The organism is Planctomycetia bacterium, from assembly GCA_015075745.1.
Lineage (GTDB): Bacteria > Planctomycetota > Phycisphaerae > UBA1845 > UTPLA1 > UTPLA1.
The window spans coordinates 2,911,564-2,931,186 of record JABTTW010000001.1 but is presented as its reverse complement, the minus strand read 5'-3'; the positions used below and the strand labels follow the sequence as shown (position 1 = coordinate 2,931,186).

23 protein-coding genes and 1 tRNA gene are annotated in these 19,623 nt (G+C 59.2%); 12 read left to right on the top strand and 12 right to left on the bottom strand.

What is annotated here, in order from left to right; genetic code table 11:
• Positions 1-99 precede the first annotated feature (99 nt).
• From HS101_11645 to HS101_11635, 3 genes are read right to left on the bottom strand one after another with little or no spacing between them, the layout of a single operon-like run.
• Entirely contained in the window at positions 100-663 is a 564-nt protein-coding gene (locus tag HS101_11645) for a TlpA family protein disulfide reductase (protein ID MBE7506919.1), read from the bottom strand.
• A 26-nt stretch (positions 664-689) separates the two neighbouring features.
• A complete protein-coding gene (locus HS101_11640; GenBank protein ID MBE7506918.1) occupies positions 690-1,451 on the bottom strand; it encodes a zf-HC2 domain-containing protein in 762 nt (253 codons plus the stop codon).
• Positions 1,448-2,020, bottom strand: a complete 573-nt coding sequence (locus HS101_11635; GenBank protein MBE7506917.1) for an RNA polymerase sigma factor — start codon at positions 2,018-2,020, stop codon at positions 1,448-1,450. Before HS101_11635 ends, HS101_11640 begins: the two co-directional genes overlap by 4 nt.
• Before the next feature lie 276 nt (positions 2,021-2,296).
• On the opposite strand from HS101_11635, the gene HS101_11630 reads away from it, so the two are divergent.
• Positions 2,297-3,478, top strand: a complete 1,182-nt coding sequence (locus HS101_11630) for a hypothetical protein (GenBank protein MBE7506916.1) — start codon at positions 2,297-2,299, stop codon at positions 3,476-3,478.
• A 152-nt stretch (positions 3,479-3,630) separates the two neighbouring features.
• Here the strand turns inward: HS101_11630 and HS101_11625 are convergent, their stop codons facing one another.
• Complete coding sequence (locus HS101_11625; protein ID MBE7506915.1) at positions 3,631-4,632, bottom strand: DDE-type integrase/transposase/recombinase; 1,002 nt, start codon at positions 4,630-4,632, stop codon at positions 3,631-3,633.
• 47 nt (positions 4,633-4,679) lie between these two features.
• Positions 4,680-4,985 carry a transposase gene (locus tag HS101_11620; protein MBE7506914.1) on the bottom strand — a complete coding sequence of 102 codons (306 nt, stop codon included), beginning with the start codon at positions 4,983-4,985 and terminating at the stop codon, positions 4,680-4,682.
• Positions 4,986-5,226: 241 nt separating this feature from the next.
• Between HS101_11620 and HS101_11615 the strand changes: the two genes are divergently transcribed.
• Together HS101_11615 and HS101_11610 are read left to right on the top strand one after the other, a co-directional pair.
• Complete coding sequence (locus tag HS101_11615) at positions 5,227-5,340, top strand: helix-turn-helix domain-containing protein (GenBank protein ID MBE7506913.1); 114 nt, start codon at positions 5,227-5,229, stop codon at positions 5,338-5,340.
• An 843-nt stretch (positions 5,341-6,183) separates the two neighbouring features.
• The gene (locus tag HS101_11610) at positions 6,184-6,795 is read left to right on the top strand and encodes a TetR/AcrR family transcriptional regulator (GenBank protein ID MBE7506912.1); all 612 of its coding nucleotides are present in this window, start codon (positions 6,184-6,186) and stop codon (positions 6,793-6,795) included.
• Between the two features lie 142 nt (positions 6,796-6,937).
• On the opposite strand, the gene HS101_11605 is transcribed toward HS101_11610, so the two are convergent.
• Positions 6,938-7,189, bottom strand: a complete 252-nt coding sequence (locus HS101_11605; protein MBE7506911.1) for a hypothetical protein — start codon at positions 7,187-7,189, stop codon at positions 6,938-6,940.
• Entirely contained in the window at positions 7,186-7,431 is a 246-nt protein-coding gene (locus tag HS101_11600) for a hypothetical protein (GenBank protein ID MBE7506910.1), read from the bottom strand. The genes HS101_11605 and HS101_11600 overlap by 4 nt, the downstream gene beginning before the upstream one ends.
• 144 nt (positions 7,432-7,575) lie before the next feature.
• Between HS101_11600 and HS101_11595 the strand changes: the two genes are divergently transcribed.
• From HS101_11595 to HS101_11575, 5 genes are read left to right on the top strand one after another with little or no spacing between them, the layout of a single operon-like run.
• The gene (locus tag HS101_11595; GenBank protein ID MBE7506909.1) at positions 7,576-7,920 is read left to right on the top strand and encodes a hypothetical protein; all 345 of its coding nucleotides are present in this window, start codon (positions 7,576-7,578) and stop codon (positions 7,918-7,920) included.
• Positions 7,921-7,951: 31 nt separating this feature from the next.
• Positions 7,952-8,323 (top strand): hypothetical protein, encoded by a 372-nt coding sequence (locus HS101_11590; protein MBE7506908.1) that lies wholly within the window; start codon positions 7,952-7,954, stop codon positions 8,321-8,323.
• A gap of 27 nt (positions 8,324-8,350) precedes the next feature.
• Positions 8,351-8,788, top strand: coding sequence for a DUF2924 domain-containing protein (locus HS101_11585; protein MBE7506907.1), 438 nt, complete (start codon positions 8,351-8,353; stop codon positions 8,786-8,788).
• A 24-nt stretch (positions 8,789-8,812) separates the two neighbouring features.
• Complete coding sequence (locus HS101_11580) at positions 8,813-10,135, top strand: recombinase family protein (protein ID MBE7506906.1); 1,323 nt, start codon at positions 8,813-8,815, stop codon at positions 10,133-10,135.
• A complete protein-coding gene (locus HS101_11575; protein MBE7506905.1) occupies positions 10,108-10,575 on the top strand; it encodes a hypothetical protein in 468 nt (155 codons plus the stop codon). Before HS101_11580 ends, HS101_11575 begins: the two co-directional genes overlap by 28 nt.
• Here the strand turns inward: HS101_11575 and HS101_11570 are convergent.
• The 3 genes from HS101_11570 to HS101_11560 form a co-directional block, all read right to left on the bottom strand.
• Positions 10,572-11,033: a DUF4411 family protein gene (locus HS101_11570; protein MBE7506904.1), complete on the bottom strand. Its 462-nt coding sequence runs from the start codon at positions 11,031-11,033 to the stop codon at positions 10,572-10,574. The two genes, HS101_11575 and HS101_11570, sit on opposite strands and share 4 nt — an antisense overlap.
• Positions 11,030-12,229, bottom strand: a complete 1,200-nt coding sequence (locus HS101_11565) for an ImmA/IrrE family metallo-endopeptidase (protein ID MBE7506903.1) — start codon at positions 12,227-12,229, stop codon at positions 11,030-11,032. The genes HS101_11570 and HS101_11565 overlap by 4 nt, the downstream gene beginning before the upstream one ends.
• Positions 12,230-12,522: 293 nt before the next feature.
• Positions 12,523-12,594: transfer RNA gene (locus HS101_11560), tRNA-Asn, on the bottom strand.
• 340 nt (positions 12,595-12,934) lie between these two features.
• Between HS101_11560 and HS101_11555 the strand changes: the two genes are divergently transcribed.
• A complete protein-coding gene (locus HS101_11555) occupies positions 12,935-13,351 on the top strand; it encodes a DUF3052 domain-containing protein (GenBank protein ID MBE7506902.1) in 417 nt (138 codons plus the stop codon).
• 10 nt (positions 13,352-13,361) lie between these two features.
• On the opposite strand, the gene HS101_11550 is transcribed toward HS101_11555, so the two are convergent.
• The gene (locus HS101_11550; protein MBE7506901.1) at positions 13,362-14,846 is read right to left on the bottom strand and encodes a hypothetical protein; all 1,485 of its coding nucleotides are present in this window, start codon (positions 14,844-14,846) and stop codon (positions 13,362-13,364) included.
• Between the two features lie 183 nt (positions 14,847-15,029).
• Between HS101_11550 and HS101_11545 the strand changes: the two genes are divergently transcribed.
• Positions 15,030-15,947, top strand: coding sequence for a glycosyltransferase family 2 protein (locus tag HS101_11545; protein MBE7506900.1), 918 nt, complete (start codon positions 15,030-15,032; stop codon positions 15,945-15,947).
• Positions 15,948-15,959: 12 nt separating this feature from the next.
• Here the strand turns inward: HS101_11545 and HS101_11540 are convergent, their stop codons facing one another.
• Complete coding sequence (locus HS101_11540; GenBank protein ID MBE7506899.1) at positions 15,960-16,991, bottom strand: thioredoxin-disulfide reductase; 1,032 nt, start codon at positions 16,989-16,991, stop codon at positions 15,960-15,962.
• A gap of 145 nt (positions 16,992-17,136) precedes the next feature.
• On the opposite strand from HS101_11540, the gene HS101_11535 reads away from it, so the two are divergent.
• Complete coding sequence (locus HS101_11535; GenBank protein ID MBE7506898.1) at positions 17,137-18,135, top strand: DUF1570 domain-containing protein; 999 nt, start codon at positions 17,137-17,139, stop codon at positions 18,133-18,135.
• Between the two features lie 28 nt (positions 18,136-18,163).
• The gene (locus HS101_11530; GenBank protein MBE7506897.1) at positions 18,164-19,615 is read left to right on the top strand and encodes an adenylosuccinate lyase; all 1,452 of its coding nucleotides are present in this window, start codon (positions 18,164-18,166) and stop codon (positions 19,613-19,615) included.
• Positions 19,616-19,623 lie beyond the last annotated feature (8 nt).

Below are 19,623 nucleotides of genomic sequence, written 5' to 3'. Positions count from 1 at the left end.
TGGCTCAAAAACTCGTGCCTGAACGCCTCATGAATCCCAGCTGCCTTGGGCACTCCGAGTTGCTTGACGAACACTATCCAGCGGGGCTGAGACACAAGATTACTGCATCATGGGCCTGAGGATCCTGCCAAGCTCTTCGACGTCTGTCAATCCGGCCGAGACGCTCTGAACTCGGCCCGCCGAGTCGATAATCACCAACGTTGGCAATGCCTCGACACCGAAGCGTTCGATGAGCTCCGGGGTAGCACGTAATTCGTGTGTCATCTTGTCGTGCTTTGAGACGTAGTGCTTCCATGCTTCCGAGTCTTGATCCACGGAAAGGGCCGCAATGACGAGTTGATCACGATACTTCCCCGATAGCTCGTGCAGTACCTCGCGTTGCTTTCGGCATGGTGGGCACCACGTCGCCCAGAAATCAAGAATCATCGGTTTGCCGACCAAGTTTGATAGCTTTATCTGATTGCCTTCCAGCGTTGCGACCGACAATTCCGACCACTTCTTCGTCCCAATGAGTTCATCGGTGCTTGAACCTTGGTGCGCGTCCGCTTGACGACCCGAGTTGCAACCGGTTTGCACGCAAAGAACTCCGACCAGAATCGGTGCTGGAAGAAGGGCGACAAAGAGCGAGATCTTCATTGGACGACGACGCATGGACTTAGACATAAGCAATGCCTCTGGTGCTTGTTGGTTTACTGAATCCGTATCCCCGAAAGGAGCTGTGATACCGGATGCCGCGAAACAGCCACGACAACATAATCACCCACTTCGCGCTCGGTGATAGTCACCTTGTCGGTCGTTGGGAGCGATGCGAGCTTCGATGAATCAGCACCGATGAACTCACGCATACGGCCGGGATGATCCCGCCTCGCCGCCCGCAGTAGCACTGGTTCGCCGCAACAGTTCAGCCGAAGTTCTACAAACTCGGCGCCATCCTCGTCCGCTTTCGTGTCGAGCCGCACCATCTGAACAACATGGTTCAGTGCGTATTCGCCGGCAAGACTGACAACCAGGTCCGCGAACGGCTCGAGGGGCATCGTCATGCCCGCGCTGTTCACTCGGGGAGACGACGTCGCAAATGGCTGGCCACCGTCGGTTTCGGCCAGAAACTCCTGGACCACCCAGTGCGGTTGAATCCTCTCCCGTCTGCTAAGGGTCCACCCGGTCCAGGTGACGATGAGGACTGCCGCAGCGGTGGCCAGCGGTACGTACAGCCGCCAACGACTGAATGACCGTTGTCGGATCGGGCGCACGATTTCGTCCCACAGTGCGTTCGGCACGTGAACTGACTGAAGCCGGGTGGCGACTAGCCGCTCGACCTCGCGCTCAGCCTCAAATCGACCACGGCACCCGTCGCAGCCTCGCAGGTGCTCGCTTATCGCGAAGGTTGTGCCGGCGTCGAGTTCGGAATCGAGATAAGGGCTCAGTCGGCTACGTGCCTGTTGGCAATTCATGGTCGCCCCCCCGATATGTACCGGCGTTCAATCGCAAAACTTGCCAGCCGCTCCCGTAACTTTATGCGAGCGCGATGGACGTGCGACATAACTGTGCCCAACGGGAGATCAAGCATGTCAGCGATATCCTTGTACGAAAACTCCTGCAACTGACCCAGGAGGAAGCACTGCCGCTCGTTCGGTCCCAGGTCATCCAGCGCTTGAACCAGTCGTTCGTCGAGAATGTCCTGCAAGCGGCTCGGTTCCTCAAGAATCAAAGCCCATTCGGATTCATGCTCCAGCACAGCCTCGACATCCAACGTTGTATCGACGTCGGAAATTGTTCGCTCGCGACCAGTTCGTTTATTGAATGTGAAGATCGTGTTTACCATGATCCGAAACACCCATGCCCGAAAATTCGTACCGGCCAGAAAACGCGGATACTCTCGCCACGCCGTCATCACGGTTTCTTGAAGCACATCGGCGACCTGGTCCGACCGATTCAGCGCACGATGCGCGTACCCGTAAAGCTGGTGCCGTAATGGCTCCAATTGCTGAAGGAACCCTTCGCTATCCCGGGTCAGTTTCAATCGACTTCCAATCCGAGTTCAGCCGCAGAAACTACGCCTGCGAATTCGTTCCCCCGGTGTACATTCCTGGAAGACCCCTCGAAATTGCACCATTTCAGATGCCAATCCCGGCGCCCTCCACGGATCCACGAGACGAGGTGATCTATGGAATCATCCCTAATCGTCCCAGAATCATGCAATTCCCGCCACCAAACGAGAATAAACACTGGGGAGAAGAGAGTTGTGCTCATGCTTGTTATTCCGCATCATCGAGCCCTTCCGGGTAAGAGGTATCAGTTGAACCGTCCGCGCAACCTGCCGGTGACAACCGGCCTAGTGATCGCGATGCTTTCCATTCTGCCCGGCAATCGTTTAATGGGGCAGAACTGCGCCGGGTCGTCGGTCGGCTTTCCGCCGCTGGTTGATCTGGCGCAAGAACCTCATCTTGGCATCTACTCAGTTGGACTATTCCAAGGAGGACGTAATCACCCGCCCACCCTCCACGGACTGGAAGGGGCAAGACGCGCCCTCGGCATCGGCCCGCTGGACGCCAACGGCGATCCCAGCCCGGCCGGGAGCGTCGTGCTCATGTCCGTCGGAATGTCGAATACGTCGATTGAGTTCATGCAGTTTGCGTCGCGCGCCGCCATTCACCCTGATGTCAATCATGCGACCCTAAAGATCGTCAACGCCGCCCAAGGCGGCCAGGACGCCTCCAGCTGGCAGTCCGCCGCCTCGCCCGTTTACGACACTGCTCAGTCCATCCTGGCACAACGCGGCCTAACCGAAGCACAAGTGCAAGTCGTCTGGCTCAAGCAGGCCGACGCCGTGCCGCAAGTATCACTGCCCAGTCCCTCCGCCGACGCCTTCGTTCTTATGACGCGCCTGGGAAACACTGTGAGGGCCTGTCAGACGAGGTACCCAAACCTCCGAAGCATCTTCTTTTCCAGCCGCATCTATGCCGGGTACGCGACGAATGCCCTCAACCCCGAGCCCTATGCCTACGAATCTGGTTTTTCCGTCAAGTGGTTGGTGGAGTCTCAGATAGATCAAATGTCAAATGCCCCCGGCGATCCCATCGCCGGAGACCTCAACTACAACACCGTGACCCCATGGCTGACTTGGGGACCCTACCTCTGGGCCGACGGCCTTTCACCCCGTTCCGACGGCATGGTTTGGCAATGCGGTGATTTTCAATCTGACGGGACACACCCCGGGCCTGTTGGTGCCGCAAAGGTCGCGGACGCGCTCGTGGAGTTCTTCCTTGCCTCACCCTTCTCGCGATCATGGTTCGGCATCCGACCGTTCGCCGACCTCAACGCAGATGGGGAACAAGATCTAAATGATGTGGCAGCCTTCGTGGAAACCTTGCTAGGAAACGAGCAGGATCCCGCACAGATTGCTCGGGCAGACTTTAACGGTGATGGTGCGGTGGACGGGTTGGACATCCAGCTACTGGTCTTGGCACTCGGAACCTGATGCTGGACTGGACCATGAGGACGCTCAAAATCGCACCATTCTTCATGCCATCGCCAATGCCAACCCACGGGCCGTGTCGAGTAGAGGATTCAATTGGGTCAAAACCGCAACCCACACGGAATTCACGGGTTACGCTTTTTGAAATGTTTCACTCAAAGTGAGACAAATTGCCTTTCGGAATTAAGGATGGTTTCCTCTGCCTGGTAGGGCAGTCGTTTTTGTCGCAGTTTCAAGTTCTCCTGCTTTCGCAGTTCCCTGGCCGTTTTTAATTTCCGGCGTCGCTCGGCCAGGAGCGGCTCCGGATCACCTCGATAATAGTCCACCGGCCGCAGATAGTTCAGGCTGCTGTGCAGCCGGTGGTGATTGTAATGGTCGATGACGCCGTCGATGACAGCCTCGGCGGCGGCGAAGTCGGCAGTCTCCAGCACTTCCAACGCCTCATCAATCTTCTCGCCAATGGTCCGGTTGCACCGCTCGATTTCAGCATTGTCGGTCGGCGTGTGCGGCCGGATCAGATGATGTCCCACGTCCATGGCGTCCAGGGTCTGGGCGAACTCCCGGGCGATGTAGCAGGAGCCGTGGTCGCTCTGGATGGTCGGGCGAATACCGGCGGGAAGCTTTCCAATGGCCGTGGCCGCGGCGATCGCGACGCTGCGACCATCCATGAAGCGCAGGAGTTCGTGATGCACGATGTAGCGCGAATACACGTCCAGAAATGCCAGCAAGTAAAAGTTCCGCAGCCCAACCTTCACATAGCGGAGGTCGGTCTGCCACTGTTCGTTGGGTCGGGTCGGCCGGTCGCCCCGACCGACGCCTTTTCTCTTACCCCGGGGAACCCAGCGGCACACCAGATTCTCTTCACCCAGGACGCGATAGACCGTCGAGGGACTGAGCGCGACCACGTTTTCATCCAACATTTTCCAGGCCAATTCGCGGTGTCGCAGGTCTGCGTGGCTCAGGGCATAGTCGATGATCTTCTGCCGTTCACAGAGCAGAATTTCAAACAGCGACCCTGATGCAGCGCGGGCCGTCGGCGCGGAGGCCCCATCGCCGGCTCTGGTGAGCCATCGGTGGTAGGTGGCCGGGGCGATCTCCAGATGGCGGAGGATTCGCCGCAGGGGCCATCGGATGCGCTGCTTTGTCTGCGTCACCACTGCTTGCACCTCGCGCTGGAGTTCTGTCGGAAGCTGGGCATGGTCGCTTAGTCCGAGAGCGTTTTTTTTAGTTCGAGGTTCTCGGCGATCACCTCGGCGATGACGCTCTTCATCCGCGTATTCTCGGCGGCCATCTTTTCGATCTTGGGGTCCGGCCCACCGTCTTTGGTCTTGCGGGCGAAGACGCTGTCCGCCGACTTCATCAGGGCCTTGCGCCACTGATAGACCAGGTTGGGCGAGAGACCCTCGCGGCGGCAGATCTCCGCCAGCTTGGCGTCGGAGTTCATGGACTCCAGCACAATGCGGAGCTTGTCCGCCGGCTTCCAGCTACGACGTGGCTTACGATTGGACACGGTACGTTCCTCCGTGCGACCAAACCTGCTGCCCTCTCCAACAAGGCCTCCCCGCGGAGGGGAAGAAGCTCAAGGAGGGGGAGTCTGAGGGGGAACCTGCGAAGCTGGTTCTCCCTCAGGGGACTCGGAGCATCCATCACTATACCGGAAGTGCCGACTGTCTCATTTGGCGTGAAACACTACATTTTAGCTCATTATCCCCTTTCGCATAGCGTGTTTCCATTACCTGTCAAAACTGGTCATGGATTCTCAGGGACAAACAATCGTCCATGCCTGCAAGCAATTCGGCGTGATGGTGCAGACGTACTACCGCTGGCTGAAGGAGTACGGCGGTTTGAAGGCCGACCAGGCCTAACGACTTGAGGAGTTGGAGAAAAAAAACGCCCGACTCATGCGACCGTCGGTCTGGCCAACATACGCAAGCCTCGCAAACGTGCATTGTCAACGCTCCCAGACATGCCGGCTGGCACCTGCCGAGAAGGCCCGCCGTGACTCACTCGAACAGGGCCCCTTGGAACCGCACTTAAGGGCAACAATCAAGGCAACTTCGAATTCATGAATTGGGGCTCCGAGTTTCCAATTCGAAAACTGTTAAGCGTGATTCCGCTAACGCGCGTTCAACTCTGCCGAAGCGCGAGGTGAGTGCGGTCTAAATGATCTGTGAATCCTGTCCGCCAAACCCATCATCCCTTTGACGATGGTTTGCCCGAAAAACCGAAGAGCCTCCGGATGCATGACCATTCGCATTTGACTCTCTCGGCGGTCCCGGGAATGAACAAGGAGGAAATGAACCAGAGAGCAAGAATCAAGTTGGATATCGTCTGGTTATGTCCTGTACCCGCAAGCACCAACGAAGAGATCAGAATAGCAGCCGCAAATATGAGTGCATGTCCGATACATACAACTGCCAGGCGTTTCGAATTCATGGTTTCCTGTTCCTTTCTCTTGGGGTCGTTACTTGTCAATTGAGAGTTTTTTACATCACGCATCCACCCGCAGTGACCGCTGAAAAAACTCTTATGGACGGGCGATCGGGTTTCTATCAAGAGCTGTCCATCACTACCGGCACGGTCTTCTCGCTCAGATCTTCGAGCTCCTCCGACCTTGTTCTTGACAGCATACCGACCGGTCGGTATGCTGTCAAGAGGTGTGCCAGCGATGTACCGTAACCCTTCAGAATCCATTTCGAGGCGCTAGGATGGGCAAGCAGACTAATCAACGGATTCGCGCGACAAGCCGTGAAAAACTCATCGGTGCCGCATTTTCCCTGATCTTCAGGAACGGATTCCAAGCAACCGGGCTGGACGCGATCATGTCACGAGCCGGCGTCACGAAGGGCGCGATTTATCACCATTTCAGGAACAAGAACGAACTCGGATACTGCGTATTCGACGAGGTAGTGGCACAATGGGTTCGAGAGCGTTGGATTGACCCATTTGTGCGCACCGAAGACCCGCTAGGCGAACTCAGGGCACGAATGCAGAGCTTGACAAAACTGCCCAATCGTCACCTGGCACAGGGGTGCCCGTTGAACAACCTGATTCAAGAAGTCGGGGGAGTGGATTCGGGGTTTGGCGCCCGCATGAATGCGCTGCTCGACGATTGGCGATCCGTACTCGCTGGCGCTCTGAGACGCGGCCAGCGGAATGGGCTTGTCCGGCGCGATCTAGAAACAGTCAATGCTGCTGCATTCATCGTGGCCGCTATCGAAGGCGTAGTCGGTATCGCGAAACCAGCGTCTGACAATAGAGTATTCAAACAGTCCGTGGCTGGATTCGCAGGCTATCTCGAGACTCTAGCGCCGCAGTAAGGATCGCGATACCACCTACGGAAGGACAGTTTTGCTAAACATATTGATTGGCAAGGGTTCCGGATGCCAATTCGAAGGGAATTCAAAAAGGGGGTTAAACAAGCGACAAATGGAGACTCTAATACCGGATCCTATCGTCTGTTCACCACAGAATCAGGAACACGCGGGGGTTGCATTCGCCCTCTTCGAGCAGGGCTCTGCCCAGGCCAATGACCGTGGCCACGATCCCGTCGATGCGTTCCGTGGATTTCTTTTTGGAGGGTTTGAGGTTTCCCGCCGCGTCGGTTTCAACGGCCACGTTTGCCTCAGTGGCGTGCCAATGCCGAGCCGCTGCTTGACGCTTGGCACATCCGACGGAGCGAGGTTCAGACCCACCAGCGCTGTACCTCCTCAGGGCACCGCTGGTGCAATTTTCACGCTCTGGATGCCCGACGAGCCCATGATCTTGTCAAAGATAGGAAAGATTGCGCCGCTCAGAATGTGAACCCGCTGGGCCACCGTCGTCGGCGTCTTGGCGTATTCAGCATCCCACCAAACGCTGGCGTCGTCACGGTCCACCGCCGCGTACTTCTGTGCCAGCACAGACCGCTCCAGCCCGAGACGCGGTTCAGACCGAATGTCGGCGCTGAAGGGCACCAAACTCTTGATACCTCCTTAGACGCCATCATCTACTCTAACAACCAAGTAGCCATGCAACATCTGTGCCTGTCTTAGGCCTAATGGTCGCAAATATATCTCGAAGAATCTGCACAATCCCCTCGGAATCCTGGCCGGATTGTCTTGATTGTGTTCGCCAGACTTGCCCTCATGTGGTTGTACGCATGGGGCGTACCGAGCGAGAAAGAGAAGATGATGACGAAGACACACCACATACGAACCAAACTCGACGGGAAAGAGGTCATGGTGATCTCGGGCAGCAATAACTACCGAATCGGCCGGGTCGTTCGCAACGGCGCTTTCATGGCCCGCGGCCGCCTGACCCTGACGATTCGCACCCGCGAAGGCGAATACCTGTTCGCAACACCAAGCAGGTTCGGACGCTTGAATCGATCAAGTAAGCGAACGAGCAAATGGAGCTTGCGGCGCGAAAGGCCAGAGATATGTGAAAACGCCGCATCACGTTGATGCGGCCGGACCTTAACCAAGGAGTCAATCGATGAGTACGAAGCAGACCAAGACGACGAAGACCAACAAGAAGGCCAACGCCAAGGCGACGAGTGCACCGAAGGAGAAGGTGGCCATCGCCGCCCTGGGAACAAAAGCACCTGCGGCCAAAGCCACGAAGGTGGACAAGCCAAAGCGCACCAGCGCCCTCGACGCCGCCGCGACCGTCCTCAAGAAGGCAGCCAAGCCCATGCGATCACAGGAGCTGATCGACGCGATGGCCACGCAGGACCTGTGGAAGAGCCCCGGCGGCAAGACGCCGCATGCCACTTTGTACGCCGCGATCCTTCGGGAGATCACCGCCAAGGGCAAGGCGGCACGATTCAAAAAGGTCGAAAGAGGTCAGTTTGAGTTCGCCAAGTAGTGTGCGTGACACGTTCGAGGGCATGCGATGAAACACTCGACACGTAGCGCCCAACTCTCACGCCAGGCTCAGCGCCAACTGGCCGAACTGGCGGAGTTGCTCAACCCGCTCGGCCGTATGATCGCCCGAGCCAAGCGACGATGCGCGGACAAATCAGAAGTGAATTGTCGGGCCTCGGATGCCGGGAATTCCGGTTTTGATACAACCGGCAACGCAGGAGTCTCCGCCGCCGTTGGACGTGGCCGGGGGCATGGCCCCAGCCGCTGTCGAGACATACGTCTGCCCCCGCCAGGCTCGATGCTCCGCCGCGCCTACAAGGGCCGCGACCTCATCGTCACCATTCTTGAATCCGGATTCGAGTTCGAGGGCAGGCGCTACCGCTCCCTCAGCGCGATCGCGAAGGTGGTCACCGGTGCCCACTGGAATGGCCTGCTCTTCTTCGGCCTCATCTCCCAGGAGAAATAACCCCCCATGCCCAGACGTCGTCGAATGGACCTCGAAGGAGCATCGAACCCGCCTCGAAGCTCCGTAGAGGTTCGGCCGGTTCGCTGCGCCATCTACACCCGTAAATCGACCAGCGAAGGGCTGGATCAAGCCTTCAACTCGCTCGACGCCCAACGCGAAGCGGGAGAATCATACATCGCCTCCCAAAAACACACCGGTTGGGTGGTCATTCCTGAAAAGTATGACGATGGCGGATACTCAGGCGGCAGCCTGGACAGGCCGGCGCTGAGCAAATTGCTGGCCGACGTCACCGAGGGCCGAGTGGACTGCGTCGTTGTCTACAAGGTCGATCGCCTCTCCCGGTCGCTCCTGGACTTCACTCGATTGATGAAGCTCTTTGAGGACAAGAATGTCCACTTCGTCAGCGTGACCCAGCACTTCAATACCGCCGACTCCATGGGTCGATTGACCCTGAACATCCTGTTGTCCTTCGCCCAATTCGAACGGGAGATCATCGGAGAGCGAACGCGCGACAAGATCGCTGCTGCCCGAAAGAAGGGCAAATGGGCAGGCGGCAGGCCGGTCCTCGGCTACGACATCGATCGGGTCCATAAGCGGCTGGTGGTCAACGAGGAAGAAGCGCCGAAGGTCAGGGAGATCTTCGAACTCTACCTGAAGAAGGAGTCGCTTCTGGCGACGGTGGATGAACTGGCCCGTCGCGGCTGGACCACCAAGCGCTGGGAAAGCAGCAAGGGCGGGCAAATGGGAGGAAGGCCCTTCGACAAGACCAACATCTACGTTCTGCTGACCAACGTGGCCTACCTGGGCAAGGTCAGGCACTACCAGCATGTCCACGAAGGAGAGCACCCGGCCATCCTGGATCAAGCGCTGTTCGACCGCGTGCAATCGATGCTGGACCGGAATCGGTCAACGCGAGGCTCATTAGTCCGCAATCAACATGGGGCCCTACTCAAGGGGATTCTTCGATGCAAGTCCTGCAATGCGGCGATGATCTCCAGCGTCTCGTGCAAAGGGACAAGGCGCTATCGGTATTACATCTGCTGCAAGTCGCTCAAGCGCGGGGCGGCGTCATGTCCCACACGCTCGGTCAACGCCAGGAACTTCGAGGAACTGGTGCTGCGGCAGATTCGGGAATTGAAGATCGATCAGTCACTGCTGAAGAATTCCACCATCGCCGACGCAGCACAGATATTGCGCTCGCAATGGGATGGGCTCGCCAGAGAGGCCCAGGCGCGGTTGATCCGGCTCGTGGTCAAGGCCATCGAGATCGACGGCGCACAGCAGCGGCTGGACATTCACTTTACTGAGGAGTTCATGCGATGCCTGAAGAAGCGGCAGACGGCTTGAATCAGAATGCTTCCAGCATGTCGGTATCATTCCCGCAAGCCTCCAAGGGGACGAATCCGAAGAAGTCGATCCACCAGACAAGGGACGCCCGAAACCAATCGCAGTTGGTCCGCCACCTCGTCCTTGCGTACCAGATCGAACAGGCCATTACCGAAGGGCGGGCATCCAGCCAATCGGAGGTCGCCAAGCAACTCGGACTGACCCGAGCCCGGCTTTCGCAGATCATGGCCCTCCGCCGACTCGCGCCGGCTATTCAGGAGCGCCTGCTCTTGGACGACGACGCCAAGACCAAAGACCTGAAGGAACGCGACATGCGGCCCATCCTTCGAATAGATGACTGGTCCGCACAAGTGCGAGAATTCGGGAGCCTCGTCGAAAACCAACACCGCCGTCGTCGAGGCGCTGGGCTCCTAGGCACCTCGGTCACGAGCGGGAGCTAGATCTTCACCTTCAATTCTCTGAGCATGTCGAGCGTGGGAATGCAGCGCACCTTGAAATGCCCGCAGACGTCGGGGATTCTTGGTTTGTCCTTTTTTCCGGTTCCCTTCTCACCAGTTACGACGACCGAGCCTTGAACCATGGCCGCTGCAACCAAGATCGGGTCGGCCCCGGATCGACTTCGCCTGGGGTCCACAACTTTGGGAAATGCCTTCATGATCTCTCGAAGCCGGGATTGGATCGGTGGCGACAGCGGCAGAAAGATGTCTCGGTGATTCTTGGCCCAGCGGACGACGCCGTCCGCCTTCTTCTTCATCTCTTGATAGACTTCCTCGACACTGATGAGAACGCCACCCTTCGCAAAGCCATCCATTTGCTCCCACAAGCTGGGAAAGACATCGATGGGATAGTTGCGCTCCCACGCATCCAGAAAGGCACTGGTATCCAGACTATAGGTCATGGCCTGCCCAAGCGCCGAGTCGGCGCGCCCTCCAGTTCCTTTTCGATGCGCGGCAGGTAGTCGAGCTTGATGCCGAGGTACTCGGCCACATCACTCCCGGTAATGGCCTCGTCGTGGTAAGCCGAAATGACAATCCGAGTAAAGCGATGGCCGCCCGATGCCAGGACCCGGCGGGCAAGTGGAGGCCCACCCTTGGACTTGCGTAGGCCTTCCCGGTACGCGACGGCATCCTTCAGGAACCCATCTCTTCGGGCCACATAGAATGACTGGCTTGCCTGGTCTAGGGTGACGAGCCGCCGAGCAATCACTTCGGTGCTGACTGAAAAGTGTCGGGCCAGCGCTAACAGGTCCTCGTCGGACCACTCGTCTGGGTCAAAGTGAGCGGCGACGATCGGATGATCCAGAATGGCGGACTTGGGAACGAGCAATGCTGCCGAGAATCGGTTGCAGAAGACCTCGATGCGTGCCGCCTCTGAGTTCCGCAATTCGAACTCGTCCAAATCACATAGGCCTGCCGCGCCCAGCAGGAGGTGGCCCAATTCATGGCCGAGTGAGAAGATTCGACCGCGCGGCGAGTCGGCGGCATTCAGAAGGATGGCCGGGACATGTGCGTCATACAGTGAGATGCCGCGCATCTCGGAGACTTCGACCTTGGATGCTTGGAACACCAGGCAGCCTGACGATTCGATCGCATCGGTCCATTGCCGCAATGCCACATAGGGATCGCGCCATGCAATCTGCGACTTCAAGCTGATGCCAAGTTCCCGGCGCATCTGGCCTGTCAATTCGTCGACATCAGCCGACAACGAGGCTGAACCGAGGAGACGGGCGATGGGGGATTCCTCGGATACCAATTCGGTCGCCGCCGACTGTCTCAACTCGGCCTTTCGAATCTCCAGTCGCAGGCTGGGGGAGAGCGTCGCCGACGGGCCCTCTGGCAAGCGCCGAAAGTCTCGGGGCGGGCGTCTATCTTCTGGTGGCGTGGGCAGAAAGAAGATCGCGATCGGCCGCTTGTAGACCGTGGCCAGCTTGCGCAACTGGGGAATGCTGGGCTGATTGTCGCCGCCTTCCCAAGATTGAAGTGTTGTTGGCTTGACACCGATCGACCGAGCCGCTGTGTCACTGTTGAGTCCGAGAGTCTCTCGGGCCCACAGAAGTACGCCCGGTGTAACCTCTGCCAGGGTGCGACTAGCCATTGTTCACGTCATCGGACAAATAGGCACGCCGACCAATGCCAATTGACGAAACGGCAGTTAACCGGAATGGGCTCCGAATCGGCCCAAAGAGAGAGGAATCGCGTAAGTTGGGCTCGATTCCTCCTCTCTCTAGTGGCATGAATTGACACTCGCTGACGAGAGAGGAATCCGGGGTTGCAAGCGTAATCGTCCTTAACCGGCGTTTCATCAAGACTTAGAACCCAGTGAACGCGACCCAAGGCCAAGAGAATTGTTAACCCAGGAACGATCTGCGCTATAGCAAATGGGTAAACCTCCCCGAGTAGGACTCGAACCTACAACCTAGCGGTTAACAGCCGCTCGCTCTACCATTGAGCTATCGGGGACCTGTCTCGCTTACAGTTTAGCCGTTCGCGAGAGCCTATCAAGTAAAGCCCATATTCCGGCTCTTGTCCAGCCCCGGTAATGTTGCAAGAACCGATCAATAATCGCGGCCTTTTCCGACGAGCCGATCGCCCCATGGGCCGCATGATTGCGGCGGAAATCCTCCGCGAAAATGTCCCTGCGCCGATCGGACGGCCGCGAAATCAGGGAGGCCTCGCCCGGCCTCAATGGCAAGCGCGCGAATCCCTCGGTACCCACGCCCTTTTCATCCAACGTCCGAATGTCTACGCTGCCACGCGGACCTCCCCACGGAGCGGCTCCATCACATTCGGAGGCCACGCGATGGCACGCTACTCGGGAACACCGCTTCACAAGAAGCTCGGAATGAAAGAGGGCCACTGCGTCGCACTCTACGGCGAACCATCGGATTTCCTGGACCTGATCGGCCCCCATTCAAAGACGCTAACGATCTCGCGCAGGCCCCGCAGCGGCCGGTTCTCCGTGATCGTCTTCTTCACCAAGAGCGCCGCCCTGCTTCAAAAAGCACTGCCGCGACTCAAGTCGAACATGGAGCCCGCCGCGGGTCTCTGGATTGCCTGGCCCAAGAAGGCATCCGGCGTGAAAACCGATGTGACCGAGGACACGGTGCGCGCCTTAGGCCTGGCCGCCGGACTTGTAGACAACAAAGTCTGCGCCATCGACGAGACATGGTCCGGCCTTCGGCTGGTCATTCGCGTGAAAGACCGCAGCCGCATGTGACGTGGGATGCCTAAGGGCCTTCGGAAGAGCCCTGCGCCATTTTCGATGACTGAGCACGGGCGGGGCTTTCGAACAGCGCGGCAAGGACGGGCTCCTTGCGCAGCGCCTCAATGACGCAGTTCGCAGCGGCGACGTGCCCGGCGGGAGACCAGTGCTGATCATAGGTGTAGTAGGTTTGCGTGCCGGCGGCGACGGCGTCGCGCATGGGCTTGGTCAAACTGATGAACAGCACATCGCGCCGTTCGCACCACTCGCGGACATGTTTCTCGTGATTGTCGAGACTTACCAGGATGCTGGGCATGAAGTCCTTGCCCTCGGGGGCCTTGAGCACGCGCTTTTTGAACTCCATGTACCGGCGCACGTTGGCGGCATCCAACCGGTCGGCAACGAGCGGGAACAGGACGTGCGCCTTGTTCGGCGCATAGGCGACCGCGAGGGTCGCACCGCCGGCATTGCAAAGCTTTTTCATCTCCTTGAGCTTGGACGTGATGACGAACCAGGCGCCTTCGTTTTCCAGCTTTTCAGGCGTGATGTAAAGCTCGGTGAGCTGTTTTGCGGGAAAGGCGTAATGCCTCCCTTCCGGCGTGCTGGGGATCGTAAGCGGGAGCCACGCAAGCGGCTCCATGCCCGGCAGCTCGCGCGTGGCGCCGATTGCCCCCAATTGTTGACAGAGAAAGTTATTGATCGCCACAATGATCGGGCTGGTCGCAAGTATCTGCTTGGCCGTGACGCCGGCGTGCGGTTCGAGATTGTCAGACCGGAAATCGTTGCCTTCGTACAACATGCAAATGACAAGCCTGGGCTTCTTCGAGATACCGAAGTACTCGAGACTTGCCAGGTACTCCGGCGCCCCGTAGCCGGACATGCCGAGATTGTAGACACTCAGGCCGGATTGAGCGGCCAATATGTCCGGCCATGTCTCACCGTCCGACACGCGTGAGCCTTCCGTGAAGGAATCTCCCAAAGTGATGATGTCGCATGTGTCGGGGTTCGTGAGATTGCGAAACCCTTGGGCGTCGTAGCTCATGACACACTCGACGCGTCCATAACCCACCGGCGTTTTCGGGAAGGAGCGCCTGCACTCAGGAACGTCCTCGTAGGGTAGTTCGTACTTGGCGCCCGGCGGACGGTGAAAGACATGGGCATCCGGGGCGTAGGGATACTCCGTGCGCATGCGCAGGGAGAGGTCAACGATGAACAACGCCGGAACCAGGCCAAGACACCCGGCGACGAGGATGAATGCCCTCCGCTTACGCGCGGCGGCCGACGGCGCCCACCGGATAAAGACGGCAATCGCGGAAAGGACCAGCGCGAAGACCAGCCAGCAGAAGTGGGCGCGTGAATAGCGCCCCAGGACGATCGGCTGCTCTCGGGCGATCATCTTGATCACATTGCCGGGGATTGCCCAGGCGATGGCGTTGCCGATCAGGACAACGAGGGCGAAGGCGAGGGGGGTTTCCAGGAACTTCTTGGGGGGCGATAGGGTGGCTTCCATTTATGCACCTCAGTCGCGCCGCATATTACGCCGGACGGGGGCTTCGTCAATATGGGCCGCATGTCCACCACCGGTAGAATCCGGCCGTCCCCGACCCCTGACGCCGTAACAAAGCGGATCGGAAGCGATTCCCAAAATCCCAAACTCGCCGGCCAGCGTAGTCGATGTATACATATGCGCGATCTGACACAGGCCTTTGTGTCCGTCATCATCCCCAGCTACAAGTCCGCGCCCATCCTCCCCAAGGCGATCGACTCGGTCCTGACCCAGACCGTGCCCGCCGATGAGATCATCGTCGTCGACGACGGCAGCGGGGACGACACCGCCGACGTCTGCCGGGCCTATGGCGGTCGCGTGCGATACATCGGCCAGGAGAATCTCCTCGCGTCGGTTGCCCGAAACAACGGGATCGCGGCGGCACATGGCGATTGGCTGGCGTTTCTGGACGCCGATGACTACTGGGAGCCGAACAAACTGGAATTGCAACTTACCGCGCTCTCGCAGCACCCGGCGGCGGATTTCTGTGTGACCGCCGCGCTGGCCTGGTCGGCCGCGCAGCAGCGGTATCACTACTCATTCTGGAATGGCTCTCTCGACCCGGCCATCATGCGCCGCGAGCTCTTGATTCGTAACATACTCTCCGGCATCTGCTCGTCGATCTTGATTCGCCGCGATGCGATCGAGTCCATCGGCGGGTTCGCCCCCGGCAAGGGATGTGAAGACCGGCGTCTGGCCGTGGCCCTGCTGGAGCGATATCAGGGATTGCTACTGCCGCATCCGCTGGTCAAACAGCAACCGGGCCCGGCGCACTGGACGAACCCGCAGCGCCATCGCGGCGAGATGACCGACTTCATCGAAGATCACGCGGCCCTGTATCACCGCATGGACCCCGGCGGCAATCTGCGGCGCCGGGCGATCGCCCGAGTGCATGAACGCACCGGAATGCACTACCTGGAAAACGGCGACCTCAAACAAGCGGGGAAGGAACTCGCCCGCGCGGCGCTGCTGCAACCGACGCTCGCCAACCCCTGGCGCGTGCTGGCGAATTTCTGCCTGGGGCGGTTGAAACGCAATGTCTCGCTAAGCCCGCACCCCTCTTGAGAAAAAGCAAACCTACTCCACGCCATGCTCCGCCAGCCAGCGCTCCGCGTCGATGGCCGCCTTGCAGCCCATGCCCGCGGCGGTAACCGCCTGCCGATACACGCTGTCGGCGCAGTCCCCCGCCACAAACACGCCGTCGACGCTTGTGGTCGAACGGTAGGTATCCTTGAGCTTCACATAACCCTTGGCGTCCAGATCAATCTGCCCCTTGAATATTTCCGTCGCCGGCGTGTGACCAATGGCGACGAACAATCCGCCGACCGGCAATTCGCTCTCCTTTTCCGTCTTCGTATCTTTCAGACGGAGCCCCTTGATGCTCTGATCGCCAAGCACGTCCGTCACCACCGAGTTCCATTTGAATTCGATCTTGGAGTTGCTTTTGGCCCGCTCGGCCATGATCTTGCTGGCCCGCAGTTGATCGCGTCGATGGATGATATATATCTTGCTGGCGAATTTGGTCAGATAGATCGCCTCTTCCACGGCAGAGTCGCCGCCGCCGACGACAGCCACTTCCTTGCCCCGAAAGATCGGCATGGCTCCGTCGCACACAGCGCACGCAGAGACGCCGCCGCCGCTGCGCGCCAACCGCTGCTCGTTATCCAGTCCCATCCAGTTCGCCATCGCGCCGGTCGCGATGATGACGGAGTGCGATTGATACTCAGTCCCGTCCTCCGAAACGACCTTGAACGGCCGCTTCGAAAAATCGACGCTCGTACAGTCCTGATACTTTGACGTGTGCCCGCTGTCGGGATCTGAAACGTCGGGATTCAGCCCGTCGTCGGTGACGATGCGCGTGCCGAATCGCACCGCCTGCTGCTCGAAATACGCCATCAGCTTCGGACCGGTCACACCCTCGGGAAACCCGGGATAATTCTCAACGTCCGTCGTCAGCATCAACTGTCCGCCGGGCAGGATCAAACTCGGGACGCTTTTGGGCCGGCCTGCGAAGACCAGCGGGTTCAAGTTCGCGCGGGAAGCATAGATGGCTGCCGTCCAGCCGGCCGGCCCGGAGCCGATGATGATTACTTTTTCAATGTCGGGCATGTCTACCTCTCGAGTTCAGATCGTCTGGAGAATTGGATTCGTCATCGCAGGCGCGGTCACAAGAAAATCTCTTGCGTCGTCAGTCGTTTGCGCCTTACCAAGGCCGTTGCATGGCCCCGCGCAAGCCCCTAGCATAGCACATCGCATGGAAGCCGCCCATATTCTAGTCGTGGTCAACCGAATGAACAGCCGACTGCTCGGTCCGGCCCTGCTGATCCTGACGGCCATATCAGGCTGCTCGAAGTTGCAAATGCAATCGTCCGAGCCTGTTCAGTTTCAGCAAGAGGAGTGGACGTATCGCAACAGCAAGGGCGTCAAGCTCACGAGTGACCACTACATCATCTACACCACCTGCAAGGCCAAGCCCTTTACCGATGCGATGCCGACTTTCCTCGAGGCGTGCTGGGACACCTACGCCGAGATACTGCCCCCGAAACGCATGCCGAAGGAACCCCTGGCGACATATCTCTTCCAGTCTCGCTGGGATTGGGAGCGATTCACCGAGGAGTTCACCGGGCCCCGCGCCGCGATTTACAAGCAGATTCGATCCGGCGGCTATTCGGAGCGCGGCCTGACCGTTTCTCACTACGGCTCGCGACGCAGCACCCTCTCCATTCTGGCCCACGAGGGTCTGCACCAGTATCTCGAAGTCACACACGACAAGCCGATTCCCGCCTGGATCAACGAAGGCCTGGCCTGTTACTTCGAGGCCTTTGAACTCGGGCCGGACAATCGACCGATCTTCACTCACGAGCGCAATACCCTGCGCCGCCCTGCCCTTCGCAAGGCCTACAGCCACGGCAAACTGCAGCCCCTGGCGCGCATCCTCGCCACCGATGCCGGTCAGGAAATCCACAAGCCCTCCGCCGAGGTGCTGACCTACTACTCTCAGGCATGGTCTCTGGTCGTTTTTCTCATGCGACCTGACTGGGACAATGACTACCGCGACGGTTTCCGCACGCTCCTTAACGAACTGGGCAGTGAAGAGATGGATCGCAAGGCCCGCGCGTTTCTCGCAGCCGACACCGACGGGCAAATGAGCCGCGGCGAGGCCATCTTTCGCGCCTACGTATCCGACGATCTTGAGGCCTTCGATCTGCAATACCAGGCCTGGCTGCTCGGATTCCTGGAACTTAATTCCTAATAACCGAGGCGAGGCGAGCGTGAGCAAGATGGGTCGAATCGCTCCCAAGGCATCGGACGGGCAAGACGTTTACACCAGCCCCCTCGTGGCGCGCAGCGCGTCGCCCGAAATGTCCGCCCTTTTCTCCATGCGACATCGTGCCCTGACCTGGCGGCGAATCTGGCTCGCCCTCGCCGAATCACAGCGCGAGCTGGGCCTGAAGATCTCCGCGAAACAAATCTCCGCCCTGCGCGCCGGGCTCAATCGAATCGATCTCGCCGCCGCAAGCGCCTACGAGAAGAAGCTGCGACACGATGTAATGGCCCACCTGCACGCCTTCGGCGACGTCGCGCCGGCGGCGCGCGGCATTCTCCACCTCGGCGCCACCAGCATGGACATCGTCGACAATGCCGACCTGCTCATCATGCGCGATGCCCTGGACATGATTCGAGGCCGGCTGCTCGCCGTGATCGACGCACTGGCCGCCCAGGCCAAACGTCACCGCAGCCTGCCCTGCCTCGGCTTCACCCATTACCAACCGGCGCAACTCACCACCGTCGGCAAGCGCATCAGCCTGTGGTGCTGGGACTTCGTGCGCGATCTGGAGGCGGTCCACCGCCTGGTGTCGGACCTCCGCTTCAGAGGCATACGCGGCGCGACGGGCACCCAGGCCAGCTTCCTGTCCCTGCTCGGCAGTGAAAAGAAAGTCCGCCGGCTCGAGGAACTCGTTGCGCAAAAACTCGGATTCAAACAGATCGAGCCGGTAACGGGGCAGACCTACTCGCGCAAGGTGGACGCACAGGTGATCTCAGCCATTGCGATCATCGCTTCCGGCGTGCACAAGTTCGCCAACGACATGCGCCTCCTCGCGAATCTCAAGGAGATGGAAGAGCCCTTCGAGAAAAACCAGGTAGGCAGCTCGGCCATGGCCTACAAGCGCAATCCGATGCTCTCCGAACGGGCCACCGGCCTGGCGCGTTTTGTCATCAGCCTCGCCCAGTCCGGCTTTCAGAATGCCGCGGAGCAATGGCTCGAACGCACCCTGGACGATTCGAGCAACAAGCGACTCCTGATTCCGGAATCATTCCTCGCCGCCGACGGCATGTTGCAGATCGTCGCCCACATCGCCGCCGGGCTCGTGGTTTATCCGAAAGTGATGCGCTCGCGGATCGAGGCCGAGTTGCCCTTCATCGCCACCGAGGAAATCCTCATGGCCGCGTCGTCAGCCGGCGGCGATCGGCAGGCACTTCACGAACGCATCCGAGTCCATTCTGGCGCTGCCGCCGCGCGAGTCAAACGAGACGGCATGAGCAACGACCTCCTGGACCGCCTCCGGGCCGACCAGCTCTTTGATCGCGTGAAGTTTGCTGCGGTGATGGACCCCAGTCGCTTCGTCGGCCTCGCCCCCCAGCAGGTTGACGACTTTCTCAAGACAGTCATCGCCCCACTTCGCAAGCGATTTACCGGCGTACGGCGACCCCGTGCCGTGATATCCGTCTAGGCATGGCC